Origin of the sequence: Pseudomonas sp. F01002, from assembly GCF_004402115.1 — a bacterium.
GTDB lineage: Bacteria > Pseudomonadota > Gammaproteobacteria > Pseudomonadales > Pseudomonadaceae > Aquipseudomonas > Aquipseudomonas frigoris.
The window spans coordinates 476,500-497,935 of sequence record NZ_SOPU01000018.1 but is presented as its reverse complement, the minus strand read 5'-3'; the positions used below and the strand labels follow the sequence as shown (position 1 = coordinate 497,935).

The window sequence follows — 21,436 nt, the reverse complement described above, 5'->3', positions numbered from 1 at the left end:
TGTATCCGTTTTAAAACAATGGCAGGAGTATAACCAGCTTGCTCAGAACGGTGGTTCAGAAACTGCGACGGTGCTCACACTTGGCCGTATTGCTGCCCATGACGTAGCCAGCGGTCGAGCAGCGGGCTGACGTGATCCGGCCAGCGTTCCAGCAGCGCCTGGGCGGCGTCGCGCACGGCGGGCAGCAGATCGGCGTCGCGCATCAGGTCGGCGACCTTGAATTGCAGCAGGCCGGTCTGGCGCGTACCGAGCATTTCGCCGGGGCCGCGCAGCTCAAGGTCTTTTTCGGCGATGACAAACCCGTCGTTGGTTTCGCGCATGATGCCCAAACGCTGACGGCCAATTTGCGACAGCGGCGGATGGTAGAGCAGCACGCAATGGCTGGCCGCACTGCCTCGACCGACTCGACCGCGCAACTGGTGCAATTGCGCGAGCCCGAGGCGTTCGGGGTTTTCGATGATCATCAGGCTGGCGTTGGGCACGTCGACGCCGACTTCAATCACCGTGGTGGCGACCAGCAGTTGCAGGTTGCCGGCCTTGAATTCGGCCATGACCGCGGCTTTTTCGACGGGCTTCATGCGACCGTGGATCAGCCCGACCTTCAACTCGCCAAGTGCGGCGGTGAGGTCTTCGTAAGTGGTTTCGGCAGCCTGGCAAGTCAGCTCTTCTGACTCTTCGATCAGCGTGCACACCCAATAGGCCTGGCGCCCTTCAGCGCAGGCGCCGCGCACCCGTTCGATGACTTCGACGCGCCGGGTATCGGTGATCAGCACGGTGTTCACCGGGGTCCGGCCAGGCGGTAGTTCGTCGAGGATCGAGGTGTCGAGGTCGGCGTAGGCGCTCATGGCCAGCGTCCGGGGAATCGGTGTCGCGGTCATGATCAGCTGGTGCGGGCACATCCGCCCGCCGACACCTTTCTGCCGCAACGCCAGCCGCTGTTGCACGCCGAAGCGGTGCTGTTCGTCGATGATCGCCAGTGCGAGGTTTTTGAACTGCACTTCGTCCTGGAACAACGCGTGGGTGCCGACCACCATTGGTGTGCCACTGGCGATCTGCTCCAGTGCGGCCACACGGTTCTTGCCTTTGAGCTTGCCGGCCAGCCACGCCACTTCAATGCCCAGCGGTTCGAGCCAGCGTTTGAAGGTGATGAAGTGCTGCTCGGCGAGGATTTCGGTGGGCGCCATCAGCGCGACTTGATAACCGGCCTCCAAGGCCTGGAGTGCAGCGAGGGCAGCGACCACGGTTTTACCCGCGCCGACGTCGCCCTGAATCAACCGCAACATGGGCTCGTGCTGACTGAGGTCGTAGGCGATTTCGTTGCCGACCCGTTGCTGAGCGCCGGTCGGAGTGAAACCGAGGTTGGCTAGATACTGGGCCGGCAGCCGGGTGGCTTTCGGCATTGCCGGCGCGCGCAGGGAACGCATGCTCTCGCGCAGGCGCTGCTGGGATAGTTGATGGGTCAGCAGTTCTTCGAAGGCCAGGCGGTGCTGCGCCCAGTGATGACCGAGGGCGAGTTCGTCGACGTCGGCATCGGCCGGCGGGTGGTGCAGGTAGCGGATCGCATCGGCCAGCGGCGCCAGTTGATAGTCCCGCGCCAGTTCGGTCGGCAGCCAGTCGGGCAGGCTGGTAGGGCCGAGCATCGTCAGGGTTTGCATGCACAACTGGCGCAAGCGCTGTTGAGTCAGGCCTTCAGTGAGCGGGTAAACCGGGGTCAGGGTTTCGTCCACCGGCGGCGGCTCGTCGCCGGTAATGGCGCGGTATTCCGGGTGGTAGATTTCCAGCCCCGACGCACCGGGTCGCGCTTCGCCGTAGCAGCGAATGCGCGTGCCGCGTTTGAGGCCTTCTTTCTGGGCGTTGCTGAAATGGTAGAAACGCAGACTGAGCCCGCCGGTCCCGTCCTGCAGGCGCACCACCAGGCTGCGGCGGCGACCCATGACCACATCGGCGCCGCTGACGGTGCCTTCGATCACTGCGTCTTGCCCGGGTCGCAAATGGCCGATCGGGACCACGCGGGTGCGGTCCTGATAGCGCAGCGGCAAGTGGAACAGCACGTCCTGGAGATTCTTCAGGCCGACCTTGGCCAACTTCTCGGCCATGGCTTCGCCGACACCCTTGAGTGCGGTCACCGACACTTGCGACAACTCGGTCATGGCAGCGACTTAGGCCGCAACCACCGGTGCTTGCGGCTTGGCCACCGAGCACAGGCGAATGGAGTCAGCGAGGATTTCAATCGCCTTCGGCCGCGGGAAGCTCGCGCGCCAGGCAATGGCCACGGTGCGGAACGGCACCGGAGGCGTCAGTGGACGCACTTCGATCACGCCGGGGGCGTAGTGATGGCTGTCAACTGCCGACAATGGCAGGATCGAGATGCCGAGGCCGGACGCAACCATGTGGCGGATGGTTTCCAGGGAACTGGATTCCACCGTGGTGTGTTTGGCGCCGTCGTTGCCTTTGGCCAGGGTCGGGCAGGCTTCCAGCACTTGATCACGGAAACAATGGCCTTCGCCGAGCAGCAGCAGGCTTTTGTCGTTGAGCAGGGCGGCGTCGATGGATTCTTTTTGGGTCCACGGGTGCTGGGCCGGCATCAGGACGTAGAACGGCTCGTCGTAGAGCTGCAGGGTCAGCACGTCGGCTTCGTTGAACGGCAGGGCGATGATGATCGCGTCGAGCTCGCCGTTGCGCAGTTTGTCGCGCAGCACGTGGGTGAAGTTTTCTTCGATGTACAACGGCATCTGCGGGGCGACCCGGTGCAGTTGTGGAATCAGGTGCGGAAACAGGTACGGGCCGACGGTGTAGATGGCGCCGACTTTCAGCGGCGCGGTCAGCTGGTTCTTGCCGGCCTGGGCCAGTTCGCGGATGCCTTGGGCCTGTTCCAGCACTTTCTGCGCCTGGGCGACAATGCCTTCACCAACCGGGGTCAGGCGCACGGCACTCTTGCTGCGCTCGAAAATCAGCACACCGAGTTCGTCTTCAAGCTTTTTCACGCCCACCGACAGGGTCGGCTGGCTGACGTGGCAACGCTCGGCCGCGTGGCCGAAGTGCTGCTCTTGGGCGAGGGTAACGATGTAGCGTAATTCTGTAAGAGTCATAGCAAGCGTCCATGAAGTTGCGAGCCAAGCATACCGGCTGCAATCGATAGACGCACGTTATCAGACTGAGTGCGTTGAGTGACACAGGGCAAAGCAGGTTTGCCGCTGGCGGATATGCAAAAGGCACCTTTCGGGTGCCTTATCGCCGCTATTTCTGTCGCTGAGGATCCCCTGTGGGAGCGGGCTTGCTCGCGAAGACGCTGTGTCAGTCAAAGTTGATGTCGACTGTCACACCGCTTTCGCGAGCAAGCCCGCTCCCACATGGGGATCTGCGGCGTTTTAGCGCCGGCGTTTTTCCAGCGAGTAAACAAACGGTGCAACGATTTCGATGGCGCCATTGGTCAACATGTCGGCCGGTGGCTTTGGCAGCGGTTGGGCGCGGCGGATCATTTCCAGGGTGGCCCGGTCCAGATCGGCAGTACCAGAGCCGCCCACCAGTTCGAACGACAACACGTTACCTTCGGCATCTACCACGAAGCGCAGACGGTTCATGCCTTCCTTGTTCCGCGCCTGCGCACTGGCCGGGTACTTCTTGTACTTGGCCAAGTGAGCGAGCAGGGTGCCTTGCCAGCTGGCCTTGGCCGCTTGCTGCGCCGGTGATGGGCCCGGTGCCGGCTGAGCGGATTTCTCTGTTGGCGCCTGAGTCGGTTGCGCGTCGCTCGGTTTTTCCTCGGACGGCTTCTCTTTAGGCGGTTCCGGCTTTTTCTCCACAGGCTTGGGCGGTTGAGGCTTTGGCTTGGGTTTGACCGGTTTCGGCACGGCGATCTCGGCCTTTGGCGCTTCAGCCAGCTTCGGTATCGGCAGTTCTTCCACCGGAGCGGGTGGCTGTGGCGGCGTTATGACCTTCGGCGGTGCCGGCGGTGGCGGGGCCGGAACCGGCGCCAACTCGACCATCATTGCCTGCGGCGGTAGCTCGATCGGTGGGCGCGACGTCCAGTTCAGCGCCAGCGCAATGGCCAGCGCATGGACGCCCAGCACCACGGCCAGGCTCCCGCTGTAACGCGTCAGCTTTTGGCGCGTCGTGATCATTTCTTGACTGCCGTCTCGAGTCCGACCAGACCCACCTTCAGGTAACCGGCAGAGCGCAGGTTGTCCATCACGCTCATCAAGTCGCCGTAATCCACGCCTTTATCGGCCTGGAAGAAGATCGTCGTGTCTTTCTTGCCTTTGGTCTTGGCGTCGAGGGTGGCGCCGAGTGCTTCGGCCTTCACTTCGTCTTCGCCGAGGAACAGGCGTTGGTCAGCCTTGACGCTGAGGAACACCGGTTTCTCTGGCCGTGGCGCCGGTTTGGCGCTGGAGGCCGGCAGGTCGACCTTGATGTCCACGGTGGCGAGCGGGGCCGCCACCATGAAGATGATCAACAGCACCAGCATCACGTCGATGAACGGTGTGACGTTGATTTCGTGGTTCTCGGCCAGATCGTCATCTGCGCCTTCTTTCAAATGCAAGCCCATGGCTGATTACCCTACTTTGACCATGTGGGGTTGCGCGGATCGCTCGGTGGTCGGCAGGTGATCGAGGTCGCGGCTGACCAGCAGCAGGACTTCAGCTGAGGCATCGGATACTTGCGCCTTGTAACCGGCAATGGAGCGGGCAAAGACGTTGTAGATCACTACGGCTGGAATCGCTGCAACCAGGCCCAACGCGGTTGCCAGCAGGGCTTCGGCGATGCCGGGAGCCACGACGGCGAGGTTGGTGGTCTGGGTTTTGGCGATACCGATGAAGCTGTTCATGATGCCCCACACGGTGCCGAACAGGCCGACAAACGGCGCGGTGGAACCGATGGTGGCGAGCACGCCGGTGCCGCTGCTCATGTTGCGACCGCAGGCTGCAACCAGACGCTCAAGGCGGAAGGCGACGCGTTCCTTGATGCCTTCTTTCTCGCGGCTGTTGACCGACAAGCGCATCTCTTCCAGGGCGTCATGCACCAGCAAATTGGCAAGGGTGCCTTGCTTGGTGGCTGTCGCACTGGCTTCTTTGAGCGTGGTGGCTTTTTTCAGGTGGACGATTTCGGTGCGCAGACGACGCTTGGCGCCCATCAGCTCGAAGCCTTTGGCGATCCAGATGGTCCAGGTGATGATCGAGGCGATGGCCAGACCAATCATCACGATTTTCACGATGATGTCGGCGTTCTGGTACATGCCCCATGGGGACAGGTCGTGGGCCATGCCCAGAGTGTTGTCGGCTTCGAGGACTTCCGGAACGTCTTCGGCGGTGGTGTCTACGGCTTGGGCCGGGTCGGTCGCAGCTGGGGTAACATGATCGGCTGGAGCTGGAGCTGGAGCTGGAGCAGCAGCGGCGGCAGCCGGAGTGGCTGGCGCTTGTGCGTCAGCGAAAGCGGCGGTCGGCGCCAGCATCAGGCTGAGCAGCAGGGCGGCCACCGCGCTCCAGGCGCGAGGTCGTTTGGTTGGCGAAGCGGGGAATTGATTGGGTGTCATGCTGGCCGGACCTGAGAAAGAAAAACGGTAGATGCTCTTCCAGGCCTCGTAAGGCCGAGAACAAAAGTGGCTGGCATTATTGCAATTAATTCTTGTTAACAAAAGTAATAGCGTCTCTTTTTTTCCTCCATTACTAGCCGCTCATCCATTTCGGGCGCTAGTCTGTACCTTTCTTGAGGGAGTTTTCTGATGTCCGCGCCTTCTGTTTTGATTGCCGGTTGCGGTGATATTGGCAGTCGTCTGGCTACGCAATTGGTCGCTTGCGGGTGGGAGGTTCATGGCCTGAGGCGTGACGTTTCACGCTTGCCCGAGGGCGTCATTAGCGTTGCCGGTGACTTGTTCAATGAAGACTGCCCGGCGACCTGGCCGGTCGGAGCGGTGGATTACCTGGTGTATTGCGCGGCTGCCACTGATCACGATGAGGCGGGTTACCGCGCCGCTTATGTTCAGGGTTTGCAGCACGTGCTGGAGTGGCTGGGCGACTACGGGCAAGAGCCCAATCGACTGCTGTTCGTTTCCAGTAGCAGCGTTTACGGCCAGCAGGACGGCGAGTGGGTCGACGAGACTTCGCCTGCTGTGGCCGCTGGCTATTCAGGGCGTGTGATGCTGGAAGCCGAGCAGATTGCCCTCAATAGCGGCATTCCGGCCAGCATTGTGCGTTTAACCGGTATCTATGGTCCGGGCCGTGAGTGGCTGTTGACCCAAGTTCGCCGCGGCTATCGCGTTGCGGTCGATCCACCGTTGTATGGCAACCGTATTCATGCAGACGACGCGGCGGGGCTGATGGCCTGCTTGCTTGAGGCGGACCGGCGCGGCGTGGCGCTGGATGACGTCTATATCGGCGTCGACGATGCGCCAGCACCACTGGCAGAAGTGGTGGGCTGGCTACGAGAGTATTTGGGCGTGACCGAATGGGATGACGATGCGAGCGTGCGGCGCACTGGCAGCAAGCGCTGCCGCAATGTGCGGGCCAAAGCCTTGGGCTGGACACCGAAGTACCCAAGTTACCGCGAAGGTTATGCCGCGATACTTGCCCAGGGGGAGTTGAGCTGAGCGAGCTTCTAAACAACAGGCGCCTGCGGGCGCCTTTGTTTTTGGGTCATTGTTTTACCAGCAGCCACTGGCGTGGGCCGGGGGTGAATTGGGGGATTTCGTCTGGCCGGGATTGATTGATTGCCTGGAAAATCTCCAGTTGCTTGCCTTTGCGAACGAAAATCCATGTGTCACTCAGGTCACCCGTGCCCAGATACAAGGTGTCATTCCCTGCGCCTTGGCTGGCGCAATCACCGTCCAGGCATAACTCGTATCGATCGGTTCCCGGTAACCCTGAAACATGGCCATCTTCCGTAAACTCGACCCGCTGGCCTGTTCCGTGACTGTCGAAGATTTTCCACTGCCCGCCCATATAAGCAGCGTTCAGGGCGCTCCTGAAGGTGCTACCCCACTTCGTATGCGTTTTGGCGGTCTTGCTGGGGCGACTGAACACCTGCTGGGGGACGTGCTCCTTGGCCAGTTGGGTCAGTCGCTTGCCATCCAGGCGCAGCTCGTCAGTGCCGTAGCCGTTGTAGTCGACGGTCCAGGCATTGGGGGACTTTTGCAGCAGTTGGCCTCCACCCCTCTCAAAACCGCTGCTCACTTGCGCCTTGCCGGTGCGAGTGTTGATGTCCCATTCCAGATTCCGGCCATGGGTGTTTAAGGATTCATGTAAAGACTGGCCTTGGGCCGCTGCATCGATGGCCGCCTGATTGATCCAGATACCACTGATATCCGTTTCGGCGGGAATAGAGGTGCAGCCGCCGAGCAGCAAAAGGCTGAGGACAAGCAGTGGGCGCATGTCAATCCTTGAGAGGGGTGAAGAATTTCACGGCGCAGGCTAAAGAAAAAGGAGCCCGTAGGCTCCTATATTCTGTATCACTGTTTTTCCAGCAACCACTTGCGATCACCCGGGGTGAACTGCGGCATTTCATCCGCCTGGGCGGTGTTCACTGCCTGGAGGATTTCCAGTTCCTTGCCCTTGCGCGCAAAGATCCAGGTGTTGCCCTGACCATTCGCCTGTAGCCACATGTTGTCATTGCCGCCGCTCATCGACGCGCAATCGCCCGCCAGACACAAGGCATAACGATCCGCTCCCGGCAGGCCGGCAACCTGGCCGTCAGCCTGGAATTGCACGGTATTGCCTTCACCGGGACCGCTGACGACTTTCCAGCTGCCGCCCATGTAGGCCGAATACAGTGCGCGTTCAAAACTGGCACCCATCGGTGCGCCATCCGGCACCGTAACCTGCGCGCGGTGGAAGACTTGCTCCGGCTCATTGTCGCTGGCGACTTGGCTCAGTTGCTTGCCGTCACGCTTCAGCTCGCTGGCGGAGCTGCCATAAAAGTCGACTTTCCAGGCGCCAGACTCTTCGCCCAGCAGCTTGCCGTCGACGTTTTCAAAACCATTGGTGTAGCGGGCCTGACCAGCCTTGGTGTTGACGTCCCATTCCAGGTTCGGGCCATAGGCCTGGAGCGCTTCGCGCAGGGGGCCGCCTTTGGCTGCAGCATCGATGGCCGCCTGATTGATCCAGGTGCCGCTGATGTCACGGTCGGCAGGGTTGCTGGCACAACCGCCCAAGAGTAGGGCGACCAGCGAGAGAGCTAGCGCTTGGCGCATGGTGGAATCCTTTCAGAACGAAGTCAGCGCAACCCTTTGAGGGCTGCGCCGTACGCATTTACTCGATGACCAGAATGGCATCCATCTCAACCTGCGAACCCTTTGGAAGGGCCGCTACGCCGATGGCGGCGCGGGCAGGGTAAGGCTGGTCAAAGTACTTGCCCATGATCTCGTTGACCTTGGCGAAGTGGCTCAGGTCGGTGAGGAAGATGTTCAGTTTGACGATGTCCTTGAACGAACCGCCAGCGGCTTCAGCCACGGCTTTGAGGTTCTCGAACACCTGGACGGTCTGGGCTTCGAAGCCTTCAACCAGTTCCATGGTTTTTGGGTCCAGAGGAATTTGACCCGACATGTAAACGGTGTTGCCAGCCTTGATCGCCTGGGAGTAAGTGCCGATGGCGGCCGGGGCCTTGTCGCTGGTGATAACTGTTTTGGTCATGAATGACTCCTTGTAATGAGTGGCTTACGCACGCATGCGAGTGATGCGAATCACCCCGGTCAGGGCGCGCAGTTTCTTGATCACGCGAGCCAGGTGCACGCGGTCGTGCACGCTGACCACCAGTTGGACCACGCTGATGCGACCATCGCGTTCGTCCATGCTGATTTTTTCGATATTGCCGTCGGCCGCGTTGACGCTGCTGGCCAGCAGAGCGATCAGGCCGCGCTGGTGTTCCAGCTCGACGCGCAGCTCGACATTGAATTCGCCGGTGACATCCTTGGCCCACGAGAGCTGGATGCATTTTTCCGGGTTGTGGCGGATTTCGCTGATGTTGCGGCAGTTGTCCAGGTGCACGACCATGCCTTTGCCCGCGGACAGGTGGCCGACAATCGGGTCGCCCGGGATCGGCGTGCAGCACTTGGCGTAACTGAGCACCAGGCCTTCGGTGCCGCGAATCGCCAGCGGGCCTTCCGCGCTCGGCAGCTGTTCGCCTTCACCAAGCAGTCGGCGGGCGACCACGTAAGCCATACGATTGCCTAGGCCGATGTCTTCGAGCAGGTCTTCGATCAGTTCCAGGCGGTACTCGGTGAGCATCGCCTTGACGCGCTCGGCTGCTACTTTCTCCAGCGAGCTGTCGAAACCGTTGAGGACCTTGTTCAGCAGGCGTTCGCCGAGGCTGATGGACTCGGAGCGGCGTTGCAGTTTCAGCGCATGGCGGATGTGGGTCCGCGCCTTGCCGGTGACCACGAAGTTGAGCCACGCCGGATTCGGTCGCGCACCGGGGGCGCTGACGATCTCGACCGTGGAGCCGCTTTGCAGCGGTTCGGACAGCGGTGCGAGACGTCGATTGATCCGACAGGCAATGCAGCTGTTGCCCACGTCGGTGTGCACCGCGTAAGCGAAGTCGACCGCCGTGGAGCCTTTGGGCAGCTCCATGATCCGGCCTTTGGGCGTGAACACGTAGACCTCGTCCGGAAACAGGTCGATCTTCACGCTCTCGATGAATTCCAGCGAGTTGCCGGCCCGTTGCTGCATCTCCAGCACGCCTTTGACCCACTGGCGGGCGCGGGCATGAGTGCCTTTTGGCTGCTCATCGCCACTGGATTTATAGAGCCAATGGGCGGCGATGCCGTTGTTGGCCATCTCTTCCATTTCACGGGTGCGGATCTGAATCTCGATCGGTACACCGTGCATGCCGAACAGCGTGGTGTGCAGCGACTGGTAGCCGTTGGCCTTGGGGATCGCGATGTAATCCTTGAAGCGTCCCGGCAACGGTTTGTACAAATTATGCACAGCACCCAGCACGCGATAGCAGGTATCGACCTTGTCGACGATGATCCGGAACGCATAGACGTCCATGATCTCGTTGAAGGCCCGACGCTTGCCGCGCATTTTCTTGTAGATGCCGTAGAGGTGTTTCTGACGACCGCTGACCTCGCCCTGAATGCCGTCGATGGCCAGGCAGTGGCTGAGGGATTCTTCGATCTTGTTGACGATTTCCTTGCGGTTGCCCCGGGCGCGTTTGACCGCCTGGTTGATCCGTGCGGAACGCATCGGGTGCATCGCCTTGAAGCCGAGGTCTTCGAATTCTATGCGGATGGCGTGCATGCCCAGCCGGTTGGCGATGGGCGCATAGATTTCCAGGGTTTCCTTGGCGATCCGTCGGCGTTTTTCGCCGGACAGGACTTCCAGGGTCCGCATGTTGTGCAAGCGGTCGGCGAGTTTGACCAGGATCACGCGAATATCGCGGGCCATGGCCATGGCCATTTTCTGGAAGTTTTCAGCCTGGGCTTCGGCCTTGGTCTCGAAGTTCATCTGGGTCAGTTTGCTGACCCCGTCGACCAGTTCGGCCACGGTTTCGCCGAACTGCGCTTGCAGGGCTTCCTTGGCAATACCGGTGTCTTCGATTACGTCATGCAGCATCGCAGCCATCAGGCTCTGATGGTCCATGTGCATGTCGGCAAGAATATTCGCAACCGCGAGTGGGTGCGTGACGTACGCCTCGCCGCTACGGCGGCGCTGGCCATCGTGGGCTTGTTCGGCGTAGAAGTACGCTCGGCGGACCAGGTTGACCTGGTCCTTGCCGAGGTAGGTCGATAAGCGATCGGCGAGGGCGTCTATGCTCGGCATGATGAAACCTGCCGTTCGCTGTGACCCCGCGCCGTGCTACGTCGACCAGGCATGGCTTAGACTGCCTCGTTGGACTCGTCCTCGAACGCTGCGAACAGCGGTTCGTCTTCGACGATTTCAGCGTTGGCGATGAACTCGTAGCTCATCAGGCCTTCAGCGATTTCACGCAAGGCTACAACGGTAGGCTTGTCGTTTTCCCACTGAACCAGTGGCTCTTTGCCGCCGGTGGCCAGTTGACGGGCACGTTTGGTAGACAGCATGACCAGCTCAAAGCGGTTTTCCACGTGGTTTAGGCAATCTTCAACGGTTACGCGGGCCATGGTATTCCTCGGAGCGAATGCAATATGCGCGCTGCCCGGTTGGGCGAGCGGACTCAACAGTTTAAAAAATCACCAGCGATTAGGGAAGCGCTGATTTTTTGACCAAGCCCTTCAACGCGCTACAAGTGCCAATGTAAAGCCCTTGCAACGGTTTTGGGAAGAGCTGTTTAGCCGAGCAATTCGGCCAAAAGTTTTCCGTTACGCTGCTGCTGACGCTTCTGATGCAGCTGATTGGCACGGAAAATCGCCTGCAAATCGCGCAGTGCGTGGGCGAAATCGTCGTTGATGATCAGGTAATCGTAGTCGACGTAGTGGCTCATTTCGCTGACGGCTTCGCGCATCCGGCCTTCGATGATCTCGTCGCTGTCCTGGCCACGATTGGTCAGGCGCTGGTGCAAGGCCTGCAGGGACGGCGGCAGAATGAAGATCGAACGGGCCTGAGGCATCAACTTGCGTACTTGCTCGGCGCCTTGCCAGTCGATTTCCAGAATCAGGTCGTGGCCTTCATCCAGGGTCTGCTGCAGGTGGCTTTGCGAAGTGCCGTAGAGATTGCCGAACACTTCGGCGCGCTCGAGGAAATCCCCATGCTCGATCATCTTCACGAACTCGCTGCGTTCGACGAAGTGATAGTTCACGCCGTTCACTTCACCGGGGCGCATGGCGCGGGTGGTGTGGGAGACGGAGACGCGGATCTCCTGATCAGCGTCGGTCAGGGCCTTGACCAAGCTGCTCTTGCCCGCGCCCGAAGGTGCGGAAATGATGTACAGGGTGCCGGTGCTGTGGGTCATGTCAGGGTTGCCTTACTCAATATTCTGCACTTGTTCGCGCATCTGCTCGATCAACACTTTGAGGTTGACCGCCGCCTGGGTGCTGCGCGGGTCGAAGGCTTTGGAGCCCAGTGTGTTGGCTTCGCGGTTGAGCTCTTGCATCAGGAAATCCAGGCGCCGACCGGCAGCGCCACCGGATTTGAGCACCCGGCGAACTTCTATGATGTGAGTGCTCAGGCGATCCAGTTCTTCGGCGACGTCGCTCTTTTGCGCGAGCATGACCATTTCCTGCTCCAGCCGCTGCGGGTCCATCTCGGCCTTCATGTCGGCAAAGCGGTCGAGCACTTTCTGGCGCTGGGTGGCAAGCATCTGCGGGACCAGTTCACGCAGGGTCACCACGTCTGCTTCAATGGAGGTCAGGCGATCGTTGATCAACCGCGCCAGCTCCGCGCCTTCGCGCTCGCGGCCGGCCTTGAGTTCTTTCAGGCCTTCGTTGAACAGTGCCAGGGCTTCGGCATTCAAGGCTTGCGGGTCGGTCGCATCGCCCACCAGCACGCCGGGCCAGGCCAGGACTTCCAGTGGGTTCAGCGCGGCTGGATTCTTGATCAGGCCGGCGATGGTCTCGGCGGCAGCGACCAATTGCGCGGCGCGCTCGCGGTCCACTTGCAGTGGTTTGTCGGTATTTTCTTCGGTGAAGCGCAGGGTGCATTCCAGCTTGCCGCGCGAGATTCCCTGGCGCAGCGCTTCGCGGACCGCGCCTTCGAGGTCGCGAAAGGACTCCGGCAGACGCAGGTGCGGCTCCAGGTAGCGGCTGTTGACCGAGCGCAGTTCCCAGCTCAGGGTGCCTTGGGCGCCGGCTTTTTCGACGCGGGCAAAGGCGGTCATGCTGTGCACCATGGAGGTACCTCGCAATGCAGGTTCATGCGTTACCAAAGGTTTCGCAGGCCTGATCTATATGAATTTAAGCCCAGAGGCAGCAAAGGCGCAGGATTGTAGCGCAGTGGGGCGAATGCGCCCAAACACACGGTGTGACAAAGGGCTGCAGGTCGTCGGCAAAGCGCCGTTCAGGGCCTTCAGTCGTCGGGGGATTTTTTAGAAGTGCCCACTCGTGGCCCTGCGGCTCTATAATGCTCCGCAGTTTTCCGTCCCCCGTACAGGTATTCCCTATGAAACGTCCAAGTGGTCGCGCTGCCGATCAGCTCCGCTCGATCCGCATTACCCGCAACTACACCAAACACGCCGAGGGATCTGTACTGGTCGAGTTCGGTGATACCAAAGTCATCTGCACCGTCAGCGTCGAGAACGGCGTGCCGCGTTTCCTCAAAGGTCAGGGCCAAGGCTGGTTGACCGCTGAATACGGCATGCTGCCGCGCGCCACTGGCGAGCGTAACCAGCGTGAAGCGAGCCGCGGCAAGCAAGGCGGCCGTACCCTGGAAATCCAGCGTCTGATTGGCCGTTCCCTGCGCGCTTCGCTGGACATGTCCAAGCTGGGCGACGTCACCCTGTACGTCGACTGCGACGTGATCCAGGCTGACGGCGGCACCCGCACCGCGTCCATCACCGGCGCCATGGTTGCACTGGTCGATGCCTTGAAAGTGATCAAGAAGCGCGGCGGCCTGAAAGGCGGCGACCCGCTGAAGCAAATGATTGCTGCCGTATCGGTGGGCATGTATCAGGGCGAGCCGGTACTCGACCTCGACTATCTGGAAGACTCCGCCGCCGAGACTGACCTGAACGTGGTGATGACCAGCACGGGTGGCTTCATCGAAGTCCAAGGCACTGCCGAAGGCGCACCGTTCCAGCCGGAAGAGCTGAACGCTATGCTGGAACTGGCGAAGAAAGGCATGACTGAAATCTTCGAGCTGCAAAAGGCTGCACTGGCCGACTGATCGGACTGCTCCGGGCAAGGAGGGCGTTATGAGTGACGAGCAACAGCTGCTTCCCACACCGAGCAAAGAGGTTCGGCAGTGGGCAATGTTTTGTCACCTGTCCGCCTTGCTGGGGATCTGGATTCCGTTCGGCACGCTGATCGGCCCGCTGATTCTCTGGCAGATGAAGCGCGAGATGGACCCGTTCATCGATGCGCAGGGCAAGGAGGCGCTGAACTTTCAGATCACCGTCGCCATTGCCTCCGCCATCTGCTTGCTGCTGATGGTGGTGATCGTCGGGTTCTTCTTGTTCGCTCCGTTGGCGATCGGTGCGCTGGTACTGACGATCATCGGTGGCGTGAAGGCCAATGAAGGGGTGCCGTATCGGTATCCGTTCACTTGGCGGTTGATCAAATAACGATCAGCGCTAGATTCCCTTGTGGGAGCGACAGCTGTGTGAAATGCAGTTCGCCACGCTTTAAAGCAAATGCCCTGACTTGTCGGGGCATTTTTTTTTAGATTTGATTAACTTCCCCAACGTTGCCATTAGCAATATCCAGCGGCCGCAGGTATTGCTGCGCACTATCGCTCTTACACTTCTAGTCACAACTGCTTCGCCTCAACACCGCCTTTGTGCTTGGCAATGAGACTTCGCGGTTGATAAAGTTGCCCCAAGTAATATTCCTTCAGAAATATTTCGATATATTCAGTCCATTGAAGGTCCTTGAATTTAAAGCAAATCAGTGTTGATAAGATCAACCTGTTCAAGAGGCGTGTCCAGGTAAAAAGTTCGCCCCTGAATATATATAAAAGAATAATCCCAATGGTTCAGCTCGATTTCTATGGAACACTTGTGGCCGCCTCTTTAGTACTGTTGTTGGGGCGTGGACTTGTCACACGAATCGGTTTTTTACGCAGTTACAATATCCCTGAGCCTGTAGCAGGCGGCCTGGTGGTGGCTCTGCTTCTCCTGGCTTTGCGGGGATTTGATATTGACGTCCGATTTGACACCTCACTGCAGACGCCCTTGATGTTGGCGTTTTTTGCCACCATTGGCTTGAGTGCTGACTTCGCAAGCCTGAAGAAAGGCGGGCGCGTAGTGGGGGTCTTTCTACTGGCGGTCATCGGGCTTCTGGTGGTCCAGAATGCCATGGGCATCGGGCTCGCAAAGGCCTTGGGGCTCGATCCGTTGATGGGCTTGCTTACGGGCTCGATTACGTTGTCTGGCGGTCACGGTACAGGCGCTGCGTGGGGAGCGACGTTCAGCGAGAAGTTTGGCCTGGCGTCCGCCTCTGAACTCGCGATGGCCTCTGCGACGTTTGGCTTGGTGCTGGGTGGTTTGATTGGTGGTCCGGTCGCTCGCCTGCTCATCAAACGTGTCCAGACACCAGGTTGCGAGAAAGATAAGCCGCGTCCGCCGAAGGGCTTTGAGCAGCCAAACAAAGAGCGCTCGATCACGCCATTTTCGTTTATCGAGACGCTCGCCCTGATCGCCGTCAGTCTGATGGCAGGCTCCCTCTTGAATGGCCTGCTCCACGGAACTGCATTTGAGTTGCCGACGTTCGTATGTGTCTTGTTCGTGGGTGTGGTTTTACGCAACGGACTTTCCGCACTTGGCTTGTATCAGGTGTTTGAGCGTGAAGTTTCCGTGTTGGGGAATGTCAGCCTATCGCTGTTTCTGGCGATCGCTCTGATGTCGCTCAAACTGTGGGATCTGGCAGCGCTGGCGTTGCCGATCTTTATCATTCTGGCTGCGCAAGCGTTGGTCATGGCGCTGTTTGCGATTTTCGTGACATTCAGAATGATGGGCAGCAACTACGATGCGGCAGTTCTGGCGGCAGGGCACTGCGGTTTCGGACTGGGAGCAACGCCAACTGCCATCGCTAACATGCAAGCGGTGACACAACGTTACGGACCTTCGCAGATAGCGTTCCTGGTGGTGCCAATGGTGGGTGCTTTCTTCATCGACATCATTAATGTCATCGTGATCAAGTTGTACCTGGCGCTGCCGTTTTTCGCCGCTGCTTGAAGGGATAACGCATAAGAAAAATGCCCGTATCTTGCGATACGGGCATTTTCGTCAATCGGTCAGCAGGTTTTCGTGTCAGTGACCTAGATAGTCAGCGTCCAGTCGTAGTCCACGATCAGCGGCGCATGCTGCGAGAACCGTGGCTGACGTGGCAGGCGCGCACTGCGTACAAAGCGGCGCAAGCCCGGGGTCAGTATCTGGTAATCGAAACGCCAACCGAGGTTGAGCATTTCAGCCTGTTCGTTATCCGGCCACCAGCTGTACTGGTCACCTTCACGGCTGACTTCACGCAGGGCATCGACATAGCCCATGTTGCCGACAATCTCGTCCATCCAGGCACGTTCAGGTGCCAGGAAGCCCGGGGATTGCTGGCTGTCACGCCAGTTCTTGATATCCAGCTTCTGTTGCGCCACGTACAGCGAGCCACAGTAAATGTACTCGCGACGTTTGCGTCGCTGTTTATCCAGATAACGGGCGAAATCGTCCATTAGCTTGAACTTCTGGTTCAAATCTTCATCGCCGTTCTGCCCCGAAGGGAGCAGTAAGGTCGCGATGCTGACCTTGTCGAAATCGGCTTGCAGGTAGCGCCCGTAGCGGTCGGCCGTCTCGAAGCCGAGACCGCTGATGACTGCCTTCGGTTGCAGCCGCGAATACAAAGCCACGCCACCTTGGGCGGGAACTTCGGCTTCGCAGGCATAAAGGAAGTAGCCATCCAGTTGGAAGGCTGGATCGTCCAGTTCAAAGGCGGAGGCGCGGGTGTCCTGCAGGCAGATGACGTCGGCATTCTGTGCTTGCAGCCAACTGAGCAACCCTCGCTCCACTGCAGCCTGAATACCATTGACGTTCACACTGATGATCCGCATAAATGGCCCCAAAAATCGCGTGCGTGTATGATACACGGCGTCAACCTAATTAGCTAAATCCGTGGTATTTGGGGTTTTTTTCATGCAAGCGTATCAGCGCGATTTCATTCGTTTTGCCATCGATCGCGGCGTTTTGCGCTTCGGCGAGTTCACCCTGAAGTCCGGGCGCACCAGTCCTTACTTCTTTAATGCCGGCCTGTTCAACTCGGGTTCGGCCCTTGCGCAGCTGGGTCGTTTCTACGCGGCTGCAATCGTCGAGAGCGGTATTGCGTTCGACGTTTTGTTCGGTCCAGCCTACAAAGGCATCCCTTTGGCGGCGACCACCGCAGTGGCCCTGGCCGAACATCATGGCCGCGATCTGCCGTGGTGCTTCAACCGCAAGGAAGCCAAGGCCCACGGCGAAGGCGGCAGTCTGGTCGGCGCCCCGTTGACCGGCGACGTGCTGATCATCGATGACGTAATCACCGCGGGCACTGCAATCCGTGAAGTAATGCAGATCATCGCTTCCCAGGATGGCGCCAAGGCTGCGGGTGTGCTCATCGCTTTGAACCGTCAGGAGCGTGGCAACGGCGAGTTGTCGGCCATTCAGGAAGTGGAGCGTGACTTCGGCATCCCGGTGATCAGCATTGTTTCGCTGAACCAGGTGCTCGAATTCCTGGCGGACGATCCGCAGCTCAAGCAACACCTGCCAGCGGTTGAAGCTTACCGCGCACAGTTCGGCGTCTGACCATAGTCCCTTGTGGGAGCGAGCTTGCTCCGGGCGGCGTTCCGACGATGAGGCCATAACATTCAACATTGATGTGACTGAAAGACCGCTATCGCGAGCAAGCTCGCTCCCACAGGGTTGTGTAGGCCCAAAAGACCCCGCTCAGTCGACCTGAGCGGGGTCTTTTTTTTGCCGTCAGCGAAGCCTTCGCCATTTTCCTATCAGCTTTAGCGCCACCCCGACGTTGAACAGCGCAAACACCATCAGTGCAAACACAACCATCACATAAAGCGTGCGATCCACGTCAAAGTCCCAAAGATTCAGCGTGCTGCTACCCATGATTTTCACAGCGGCAGGCAAGTTGACGTAAAACAGCGCCAGGAAGGCGCTGGTCAGAGGGAGGGCGCAGGCGAACAAAACGTTCGTTACCTTTTTTCGACTACGTTTTCTGGCGAGCGGGCCAGATTGGCTTTCATCCAGCTCCAGTGCTTCATGCAGCCTGGGCCAAGCCAGGTTGAACATGAAAGTGGTCAGGGTCAGCAGCAAACCGCTGACCGCGACAATGTCACTGAACGACATTCAGACCAAGCGTCCTGCACAGCAAGTCGTGAGAGTCTTCGCTGATTTCGAACTGCCCGGCGCTGCCTTTACGTTTTGTGATGGGTTTGAAGGTCGGTTCGTTCTGTGTGATCAGCATGTTCAGTTCATCACGAATGACGTCCGAACTGATCACCACCAGATACACCGTCTGCGCATGCTCCGCAGACTCAATCACGGCTCGCATGCTGTGCTGCAGAATATCGTCCAGTTGATTGCGAAAGCGCGAAACCGTGTTTTTCAGCAGGGTTTTGCTTTGGCTCTGGGTCAGCTGAAAAATCGTCGATATCTGAGATTCGGTCGGCAATGTCTGCCCGAAGTAGCTTTGAATCAGATATAGCAAGCGGTCCTGTTTCGCTTCATCGGCCCGACTCGGCATGCCGCCTTCTACCAGCATTTTCAAGTATTCGGTCAGGCTCGCCTTGGCGATACGTTGTAAGGCATGAGCGATTTCGCTGTCGGATATCTTCAGGGTCTTTTTGACCGGCTCCTTCTGCTCCTGCTCGAAAGCCTGGGCGTCGATCGTGAACGAGATCTGCATGGCTGAGTCTCCCGTGATCACTTACCGGATTTGGGATAAGGGTCGTCCGTTGCGTCTCCTTGGCCGCTGAGGATTTTCCAGCCGTTTTGTACGTGCAATGAATCCAGGCGTTGCGGGCAGGGCGGCAAGGATTTTTTCGATTGGTTGGAATATTCGTAGCCGCAGTCGGCGCATTCGTAGGTGCCTGCGGAAACGTCGCTGCCGTTAGGTGCGTAAACTTTTTGCATGGGGTCGTTCTCCGGTGGATACAGGGAAGATCCTATGCGGACTAATGCTGGCTGGATGTCGGACGTTTCGCTTAGTCAGGTCAGACATTTCCTGCGCGCATAAAAAAGATCGCAGACTTCGTCAGCTCCTACGGAATATTCGTACATCCACAGGTGCTACTGAAGGGTGCGATCTTTTGACGTTCTTGAATCAGTGACGCTTGCGATTACTGATCAAGGTGCCCACACCGGTATCGGTGAAGATCTCCAGCAGAATCGCATTCGGAACCCGGCCATCGATGATCAACGAGCTGCCCACGCCACCTTGCACGGCTTCCAGCGCGCAACGGATCTTCGGCAGCATGCCACCATAGATGGTGCCGTCGGCGATCAGATCGTCGACCTGTTGAGTCGTCAGACCGGTCAGGACCGTGCCCGACTTGTCCATCAAGCCGGCGATGTTGGTCAGCAGCATCAGCTTTTCAGCTTTCAGCGCTTCGGCGACTTTACCGGCCACCAAGTCAGCGTTGATGTTGTACGACTCGCCGTTAGCACCGACGCCGATTGGCGCGATCACCGGAATGAAGTCGCCTTTGACCAGCAGGTTCAGCAAGTCGGTGTTGATCCCGACCACTTCGCCCACCTGGCCGATGTCGATGATTTCCGGTTGGGTCATCTCCGGCGTCTGGCGGGTCACGGTGAGTTTCTTCGCACGAATCAACTCGGCATCTTTACCGGTCAGGCCGATGGCGCTGCCGCCATGACGATTGATCAGGTTGACGATGTCCTTGTTGACCTGGCCGCCGAGGACCATTTCCACTACGTCCATGGTTTGCGCGTCAGTGACGCGCATGCCATCGATGAAGTGGCTCTCGATCGACAGACGCTTGAGCAGGTCGCCGATTTGCGGGCCGCCACCGTGAACCACCACCGGGTTAATGCCCACGGCTTTCATCAGCACGATGTCGCGGGCGAAGCCGGTTTTCAGCTCCTCGCTTTCCATCGCGTTGCCGCCGTATTTGATCACCAGCGTCTTGCCGACATAGCGGCGAATGTAAGGCAGCGCTTCGGACAGGACCTTGGCGGTGTTGGCGGCGGCTTCGCGTTCGAGGGTCATTCAGGGCTCCGGGTGCTTCAGAAGATCAAAACGGTAATTGGAGATCAGGTGCAACACGCTTCAACTGGACTTTGAACACGTCCTTGATGCGCTGCAGTTCAGCTTCGTCATCGGCCTCGAAGCGCAGCACCAACACCGGTGTGGTGTTGGACGCGCGAACCAGGCCCCAGCCTTTGGCGTAGTCGACTCGCACGCCGTCAATGGTGGTCAGGTCGGCGCCTTCGCCCCACGTCGCGTCGTGCAGTGCATCAATGATGCTGAATTTGCTCTCTTCGGTCACATGGATATTGATTTCCGGCGTAGAAATATCGTTCGGGAAGGTCGCAAACAGCTCTTCCGCGGTGGATTTTTCTTTGCTGAGGATCTCCAGCAGACGCGCAGCGCTGTAAATGCCGTCGTCGAAACCGAACCAGCGTTCCTTGAAGAAGATGTGCCCGCTCATTTCGCCGGCCAACAGGGCGCCGGTTTGTTTCATTTTCTTTTTGATCAACGAGTGACCGGTCTTCCACATGAGCGGACGACCGCCGTATTCCTTGATCAGTGGCGTCAGGCGACGGGTGCATTTGACGTCGAAGATGATCTCCGCGTCAGCGTTGCGCGCCAGCACGTCACGGGCGAACAGCATCAGCAAGCGGTCCGGGTAAACGATGCTGCCGGTGTTGGTCACCACGCCGACGCGGTCGCCATCGCCGTCGAAGGCCAGGCCGAGGTCAGCGTTGGTTTCCTTGACCTTGGCAATCAGGTCCACAAGGTTTTCAGGCTTGCCCGGATCCGGATGGTGATTCGGGAAGTTGCCGTCGACGTCGCAGAACAGCGGGATGACTTCGCAGTTCAGGGCTTCAATCAGTTGCGGGGCAATCACGCCGGCCGCGCCGTTGCCGCAGTCGACGACGACTTTGAGGCGGCGGGCGAGTTTGATGTCCTCGACGATTTCGGTGTTGTAGCGGTCGAGGATCTCGACCTGGGTGATGCTGCCCTTGCCGCTGCTCAGGTTGTTGGTCTTGAGGCGTTCGTGCAGGGCCTGGATCTGTTCGTTGGCCAAGGTGTCGCCAGCGATGACGATCTTGAAGCCGTTGTAGTTCGACGGGTTGTGGCTGCCGGTGAGCATCACGCCGGATTTGCCGGCCAGCACGTTGGCGGCGTAGTACAGCGCAGGCGTTGGCACCAGGCCGACGTCGCTGACGTGGCAGCCGCTGTCGGCAAGGCCTTTGATCAGTTGTTCGACCAGTTCTGGACCGGACAGGCGACCGTCACGGCCAACGGAAACGTTCGGTTCGTCCTGGGCCAGGCTCTGGGAGCCGATGGCGCGACCGAGCCAATAAGCGGTTTCAGCGTTCAAGAATTCCGGGACGGTGCCGCGAATGTCGTAGGCGCGGAAGATGCTGTCGGGGAACTTGGGTGCGACTTGGGCTGGGCTGCTCATTACTGGAAATGCTCCATCTCGAAGGGTGGTTGGACCTGCTGCGAAGAACTCGTCGACAGGCTCAAACTGAAGGGTATGACGACGTTTTCCACTGAGAGTTCGTGGTGTGCAAAGGCCATGCCCCCAACATTAGCGAGCGATTGGCTGGCCAATGCCTTGATTTTGGGCGGTAAACCTTCCAGATGAGGCTAGTGCAATTTTCATCATCCAGCGCACTTGCTCCCGCTTTCCCTGTAGGAGCTGCCGAAGGC

22 protein-coding genes and 1 pseudogene are annotated in these 21,436 nt (G+C 59.1%); 5 read left to right on the top strand and 18 right to left on the bottom strand.

From position 1 onward, the window contains the following. Nucleotides 1-74: 74 nt before the first annotated feature. The 5 genes from recG to exbB all read right to left on the bottom strand — a co-directional run bounded on the left by recG (nucleotide 75) and on the right by exbB (nucleotide 5,527). The gene (recG, locus tag E3W21_RS16195) at nucleotides 75-2,150 is read right to left on the bottom strand and encodes an ATP-dependent DNA helicase RecG (RefSeq protein ID WP_134420929.1); all 2,076 of its coding nucleotides are present in this window, start codon (nucleotides 2,148-2,150) and stop codon (nucleotides 75-77) included. A 9-nt stretch (nucleotides 2,151-2,159) separates the two neighbouring features. Next, complete coding sequence (locus E3W21_RS16190) at nucleotides 2,160-3,089, bottom strand: hydrogen peroxide-inducible genes activator (RefSeq protein ID WP_008150125.1); 930 nt, start codon at nucleotides 3,087-3,089, stop codon at nucleotides 2,160-2,162. A 279-nt stretch (nucleotides 3,090-3,368) separates the two neighbouring features. Then, nucleotides 3,369-4,118, bottom strand: a complete 750-nt coding sequence (locus E3W21_RS16185; protein ID WP_134420927.1) for an energy transducer TonB — start codon at nucleotides 4,116-4,118, stop codon at nucleotides 3,369-3,371. Next, nucleotides 4,115-4,543 (bottom strand): TonB system transport protein ExbD, encoded by a 429-nt coding sequence (gene exbD, locus E3W21_RS16180; protein WP_129439980.1) that lies wholly within the window; start codon nucleotides 4,541-4,543, stop codon nucleotides 4,115-4,117. Before exbD ends, E3W21_RS16185 begins: the two co-directional genes overlap by 4 nt. Before the next feature lie 6 nt (nucleotides 4,544-4,549). Beyond that, on the bottom strand, nucleotides 4,550-5,527 hold the full coding sequence (gene exbB, locus E3W21_RS16175; RefSeq protein ID WP_134420925.1) for a tonB-system energizer ExbB: 978 nt from the start codon (nucleotides 5,525-5,527) through the stop codon (nucleotides 4,550-4,552). A 189-nt stretch (nucleotides 5,528-5,716) separates the two neighbouring features. Here exbB and E3W21_RS16170 point away from each other — a divergent pair, with 189 nt between their 5' ends. Then, on the top strand, nucleotides 5,717-6,580 hold the full coding sequence (locus tag E3W21_RS16170; protein ID WP_134420923.1) for an SDR family oxidoreductase: 864 nt from the start codon (nucleotides 5,717-5,719) through the stop codon (nucleotides 6,578-6,580). A gap of 46 nt (nucleotides 6,581-6,626) precedes the next feature. Here the strand turns inward: E3W21_RS16170 and E3W21_RS16165 are convergent, their stop codons facing one another. From E3W21_RS16165 to E3W21_RS16135, 7 genes are all read right to left on the bottom strand, one after another. Then, complete coding sequence (locus E3W21_RS16165; protein WP_134420921.1) at nucleotides 6,627-7,361, bottom strand: hypothetical protein; 735 nt, start codon at nucleotides 7,359-7,361, stop codon at nucleotides 6,627-6,629. Nucleotides 7,362-7,438: 77 nt separating this feature from the next. Continuing rightward, nucleotides 7,439-8,179 (bottom strand): hypothetical protein, encoded by a 741-nt coding sequence (locus E3W21_RS16160; protein ID WP_129439987.1) that lies wholly within the window; start codon nucleotides 8,177-8,179, stop codon nucleotides 7,439-7,441. A gap of 58 nt (nucleotides 8,180-8,237) precedes the next feature. After that, a complete protein-coding gene (locus E3W21_RS16155) occupies nucleotides 8,238-8,618 on the bottom strand; it encodes a RidA family protein (RefSeq protein ID WP_003229509.1) in 381 nt (126 codons plus the stop codon). A 24-nt stretch (nucleotides 8,619-8,642) separates the two neighbouring features. After that, the gene (gene spoT, locus E3W21_RS16150) at nucleotides 8,643-10,748 is read right to left on the bottom strand and encodes a bifunctional GTP diphosphokinase/guanosine-3',5'-bis pyrophosphate 3'-pyrophosphohydrolase (protein ID WP_033059343.1); all 2,106 of its coding nucleotides are present in this window, start codon (nucleotides 10,746-10,748) and stop codon (nucleotides 8,643-8,645) included. Between the two features lie 56 nt (nucleotides 10,749-10,804). Beyond that, nucleotides 10,805-11,068 carry a DNA-directed RNA polymerase subunit omega gene (rpoZ, locus tag E3W21_RS16145; RefSeq protein ID WP_007894670.1) on the bottom strand — a complete coding sequence of 88 codons (264 nt, stop codon included), beginning with the start codon at nucleotides 11,066-11,068 and terminating at the stop codon, nucleotides 10,805-10,807. Nucleotides 11,069-11,235: 167 nt separating this feature from the next. After that, entirely contained in the window at nucleotides 11,236-11,856 is a 621-nt protein-coding gene (gmk, locus tag E3W21_RS16140) for a guanylate kinase (protein WP_046045040.1), read from the bottom strand. Nucleotides 11,857-11,868: 12 nt separating this feature from the next. Continuing rightward, nucleotides 11,869-12,732, bottom strand: a complete 864-nt coding sequence (locus E3W21_RS16135) for a YicC/YloC family endoribonuclease (protein WP_134420919.1) — start codon at nucleotides 12,730-12,732, stop codon at nucleotides 11,869-11,871. 269 nt (nucleotides 12,733-13,001) lie between these two features. Between E3W21_RS16135 and rph the strand changes: the two genes are divergently transcribed. The 3 genes from rph to gltS all read left to right on the top strand — a co-directional run bounded on the left by rph (nucleotide 13,002) and on the right by gltS (nucleotide 15,732). Then, on the top strand, nucleotides 13,002-13,724 hold the full coding sequence (gene rph, locus E3W21_RS16130) for a ribonuclease PH (RefSeq protein WP_010465211.1): 723 nt from the start codon (nucleotides 13,002-13,004) through the stop codon (nucleotides 13,722-13,724). A gap of 28 nt (nucleotides 13,725-13,752) precedes the next feature. Further along, nucleotides 13,753-14,121, top strand: coding sequence for a DUF4870 domain-containing protein (locus E3W21_RS16125; RefSeq protein ID WP_129439989.1), 369 nt, complete (start codon nucleotides 13,753-13,755; stop codon nucleotides 14,119-14,121). A gap of 405 nt (nucleotides 14,122-14,526) precedes the next feature. After that, nucleotides 14,527-15,732, top strand: a complete 1,206-nt coding sequence (gltS, locus tag E3W21_RS16120) for a sodium/glutamate symporter (RefSeq protein ID WP_129445095.1) — start codon at nucleotides 14,527-14,529, stop codon at nucleotides 15,730-15,732. A gap of 83 nt (nucleotides 15,733-15,815) precedes the next feature. On the opposite strand, the gene E3W21_RS16115 is transcribed toward gltS, so the two are convergent. Then, a complete protein-coding gene (locus E3W21_RS16115) occupies nucleotides 15,816-16,595 on the bottom strand; it encodes an exodeoxyribonuclease III (RefSeq protein ID WP_008030595.1) in 780 nt (259 codons plus the stop codon). 82 nt (nucleotides 16,596-16,677) lie between these two features. On the opposite strand from E3W21_RS16115, the gene pyrE reads away from it, so the two are divergent. Further along, on the top strand, nucleotides 16,678-17,322 hold the full coding sequence (pyrE, locus tag E3W21_RS16110; RefSeq protein ID WP_134420917.1) for an orotate phosphoribosyltransferase: 645 nt from the start codon (nucleotides 16,678-16,680) through the stop codon (nucleotides 17,320-17,322). Between the two features lie 174 nt (nucleotides 17,323-17,496). Here the strand turns inward: pyrE and E3W21_RS16105 are convergent, their stop codons facing one another. The 5 genes and pseudogenes from E3W21_RS16105 to E3W21_RS16085 all read right to left on the bottom strand — a co-directional run. Further along, on the bottom strand, nucleotides 17,497-17,880 hold the full coding sequence (locus E3W21_RS16105; protein WP_134420915.1) for a hypothetical protein: 384 nt from the start codon (nucleotides 17,878-17,880) through the stop codon (nucleotides 17,497-17,499). Beyond that, the gene (locus tag E3W21_RS16100) at nucleotides 17,867-18,439 is read right to left on the bottom strand and encodes a hypothetical protein (RefSeq protein ID WP_134420913.1); all 573 of its coding nucleotides are present in this window, start codon (nucleotides 18,437-18,439) and stop codon (nucleotides 17,867-17,869) included. The genes E3W21_RS16105 and E3W21_RS16100 overlap by 14 nt, the downstream gene beginning before the upstream one ends. 17 nt (nucleotides 18,440-18,456) lie before the next feature. Then, nucleotides 18,457-18,666 carry a hypothetical protein gene (locus E3W21_RS16095; RefSeq protein WP_134420911.1) on the bottom strand — a complete coding sequence of 70 codons (210 nt, stop codon included), beginning with the start codon at nucleotides 18,664-18,666 and terminating at the stop codon, nucleotides 18,457-18,459. Between the two features lie 190 nt (nucleotides 18,667-18,856). Next, complete coding sequence (argB, locus tag E3W21_RS16090; protein WP_008007602.1) at nucleotides 18,857-19,762, bottom strand: acetylglutamate kinase; 906 nt, start codon at nucleotides 19,760-19,762, stop codon at nucleotides 18,857-18,859. Between the two features lie 25 nt (nucleotides 19,763-19,787). After that, nucleotides 19,788-21,191 (bottom strand): annotated as a pseudogene (locus E3W21_RS16085) (phosphomannomutase/phosphoglucomutase); the annotation flags it as partial. Nucleotides 21,192-21,436: the final 245 nt, after the last annotated feature.

Bases quoted from the DNA above. Each gene is read 5' to 3' on its own strand.
- E3W21_RS16170 (WP_134420923.1), top strand. From the start codon at position 5,717: ATGTCCGCGCCTTCTGTTTTGATTGCCGGTTGCGGTGATATTGGCAGT.
- argB (WP_008007602.1), bottom strand. From the start codon at position 19,762: ATGACCCTCGAACGCGAAGCCGCCGCCAACACCGCCAAGGTCCTGTCC.
- E3W21_RS16190 (WP_008150125.1), bottom strand. From the start codon at position 3,089: ATGACTCTTACAGAATTACGCTACATCGTTACCCTCGCCCAAGAGCAG.
- E3W21_RS16095 (WP_134420911.1), bottom strand. From the start codon at position 18,666: ATGCAAAAAGTTTACGCACCTAACGGCAGCGACGTTTCCGCAGGCACC.
- E3W21_RS16105 (WP_134420915.1), bottom strand. From the start codon at position 17,880: ATGTCGTTCAGTGACATTGTCGCGGTCAGCGGTTTGCTGCTGACCCTG.
- spoT (WP_033059343.1), bottom strand. From the start codon at position 10,748: ATGCCGAGCATAGACGCCCTCGCCGATCGCTTATCGACCTACCTCGGC.
- E3W21_RS16155 (WP_003229509.1), bottom strand. From the start codon at position 8,618: ATGACCAAAACAGTTATCACCAGCGACAAGGCCCCGGCCGCCATCGGC.
- gmk (WP_046045040.1), bottom strand. From the start codon at position 11,856: ATGACCCACAGCACCGGCACCCTGTACATCATTTCCGCACCTTCGGGC.
- E3W21_RS16160 (WP_129439987.1), bottom strand. From the start codon at position 8,179: ATGCGCCAAGCGCTAGCTCTCTCGCTGGTCGCCCTACTCTTGGGCGGT.
- E3W21_RS16115 (WP_008030595.1), bottom strand. From the start codon at position 16,595: ATGCGGATCATCAGTGTGAACGTCAATGGTATTCAGGCTGCAGTGGAG.
- E3W21_RS16125 (WP_129439989.1), top strand. From the start codon at position 13,753: ATGAGTGACGAGCAACAGCTGCTTCCCACACCGAGCAAAGAGGTTCGG.
- exbB (WP_134420925.1), bottom strand. From the start codon at position 5,527: ATGACACCCAATCAATTCCCCGCTTCGCCAACCAAACGACCTCGCGCC.
- pyrE (WP_134420917.1), top strand. From the start codon at position 16,678: ATGCAAGCGTATCAGCGCGATTTCATTCGTTTTGCCATCGATCGCGGC.
- rpoZ (WP_007894670.1), bottom strand. From the start codon at position 11,068: ATGGCCCGCGTAACCGTTGAAGATTGCCTAAACCACGTGGAAAACCGC.
- recG (WP_134420929.1), bottom strand. From the start codon at position 2,150: ATGACCGAGTTGTCGCAAGTGTCGGTGACCGCACTCAAGGGTGTCGGC.
- gltS (WP_129445095.1), top strand. From the start codon at position 14,527: ATGGTTCAGCTCGATTTCTATGGAACACTTGTGGCCGCCTCTTTAGTA.
- E3W21_RS16185 (WP_134420927.1), bottom strand. From the start codon at position 4,118: ATGATCACGACGCGCCAAAAGCTGACGCGTTACAGCGGGAGCCTGGCC.
- exbD (WP_129439980.1), bottom strand. From the start codon at position 4,543: ATGGGCTTGCATTTGAAAGAAGGCGCAGATGACGATCTGGCCGAGAAC.
- E3W21_RS16100 (WP_134420913.1), bottom strand. From the start codon at position 18,439: ATGCAGATCTCGTTCACGATCGACGCCCAGGCTTTCGAGCAGGAGCAG.
- E3W21_RS16135 (WP_134420919.1), bottom strand. From the start codon at position 12,732: ATGGTGCACAGCATGACCGCCTTTGCCCGCGTCGAAAAAGCCGGCGCC.
- rph (WP_010465211.1), top strand. From the start codon at position 13,002: ATGAAACGTCCAAGTGGTCGCGCTGCCGATCAGCTCCGCTCGATCCGC.
- E3W21_RS16165 (WP_134420921.1), bottom strand. From the start codon at position 7,361: ATGCGCCCACTGCTTGTCCTCAGCCTTTTGCTGCTCGGCGGCTGCACC.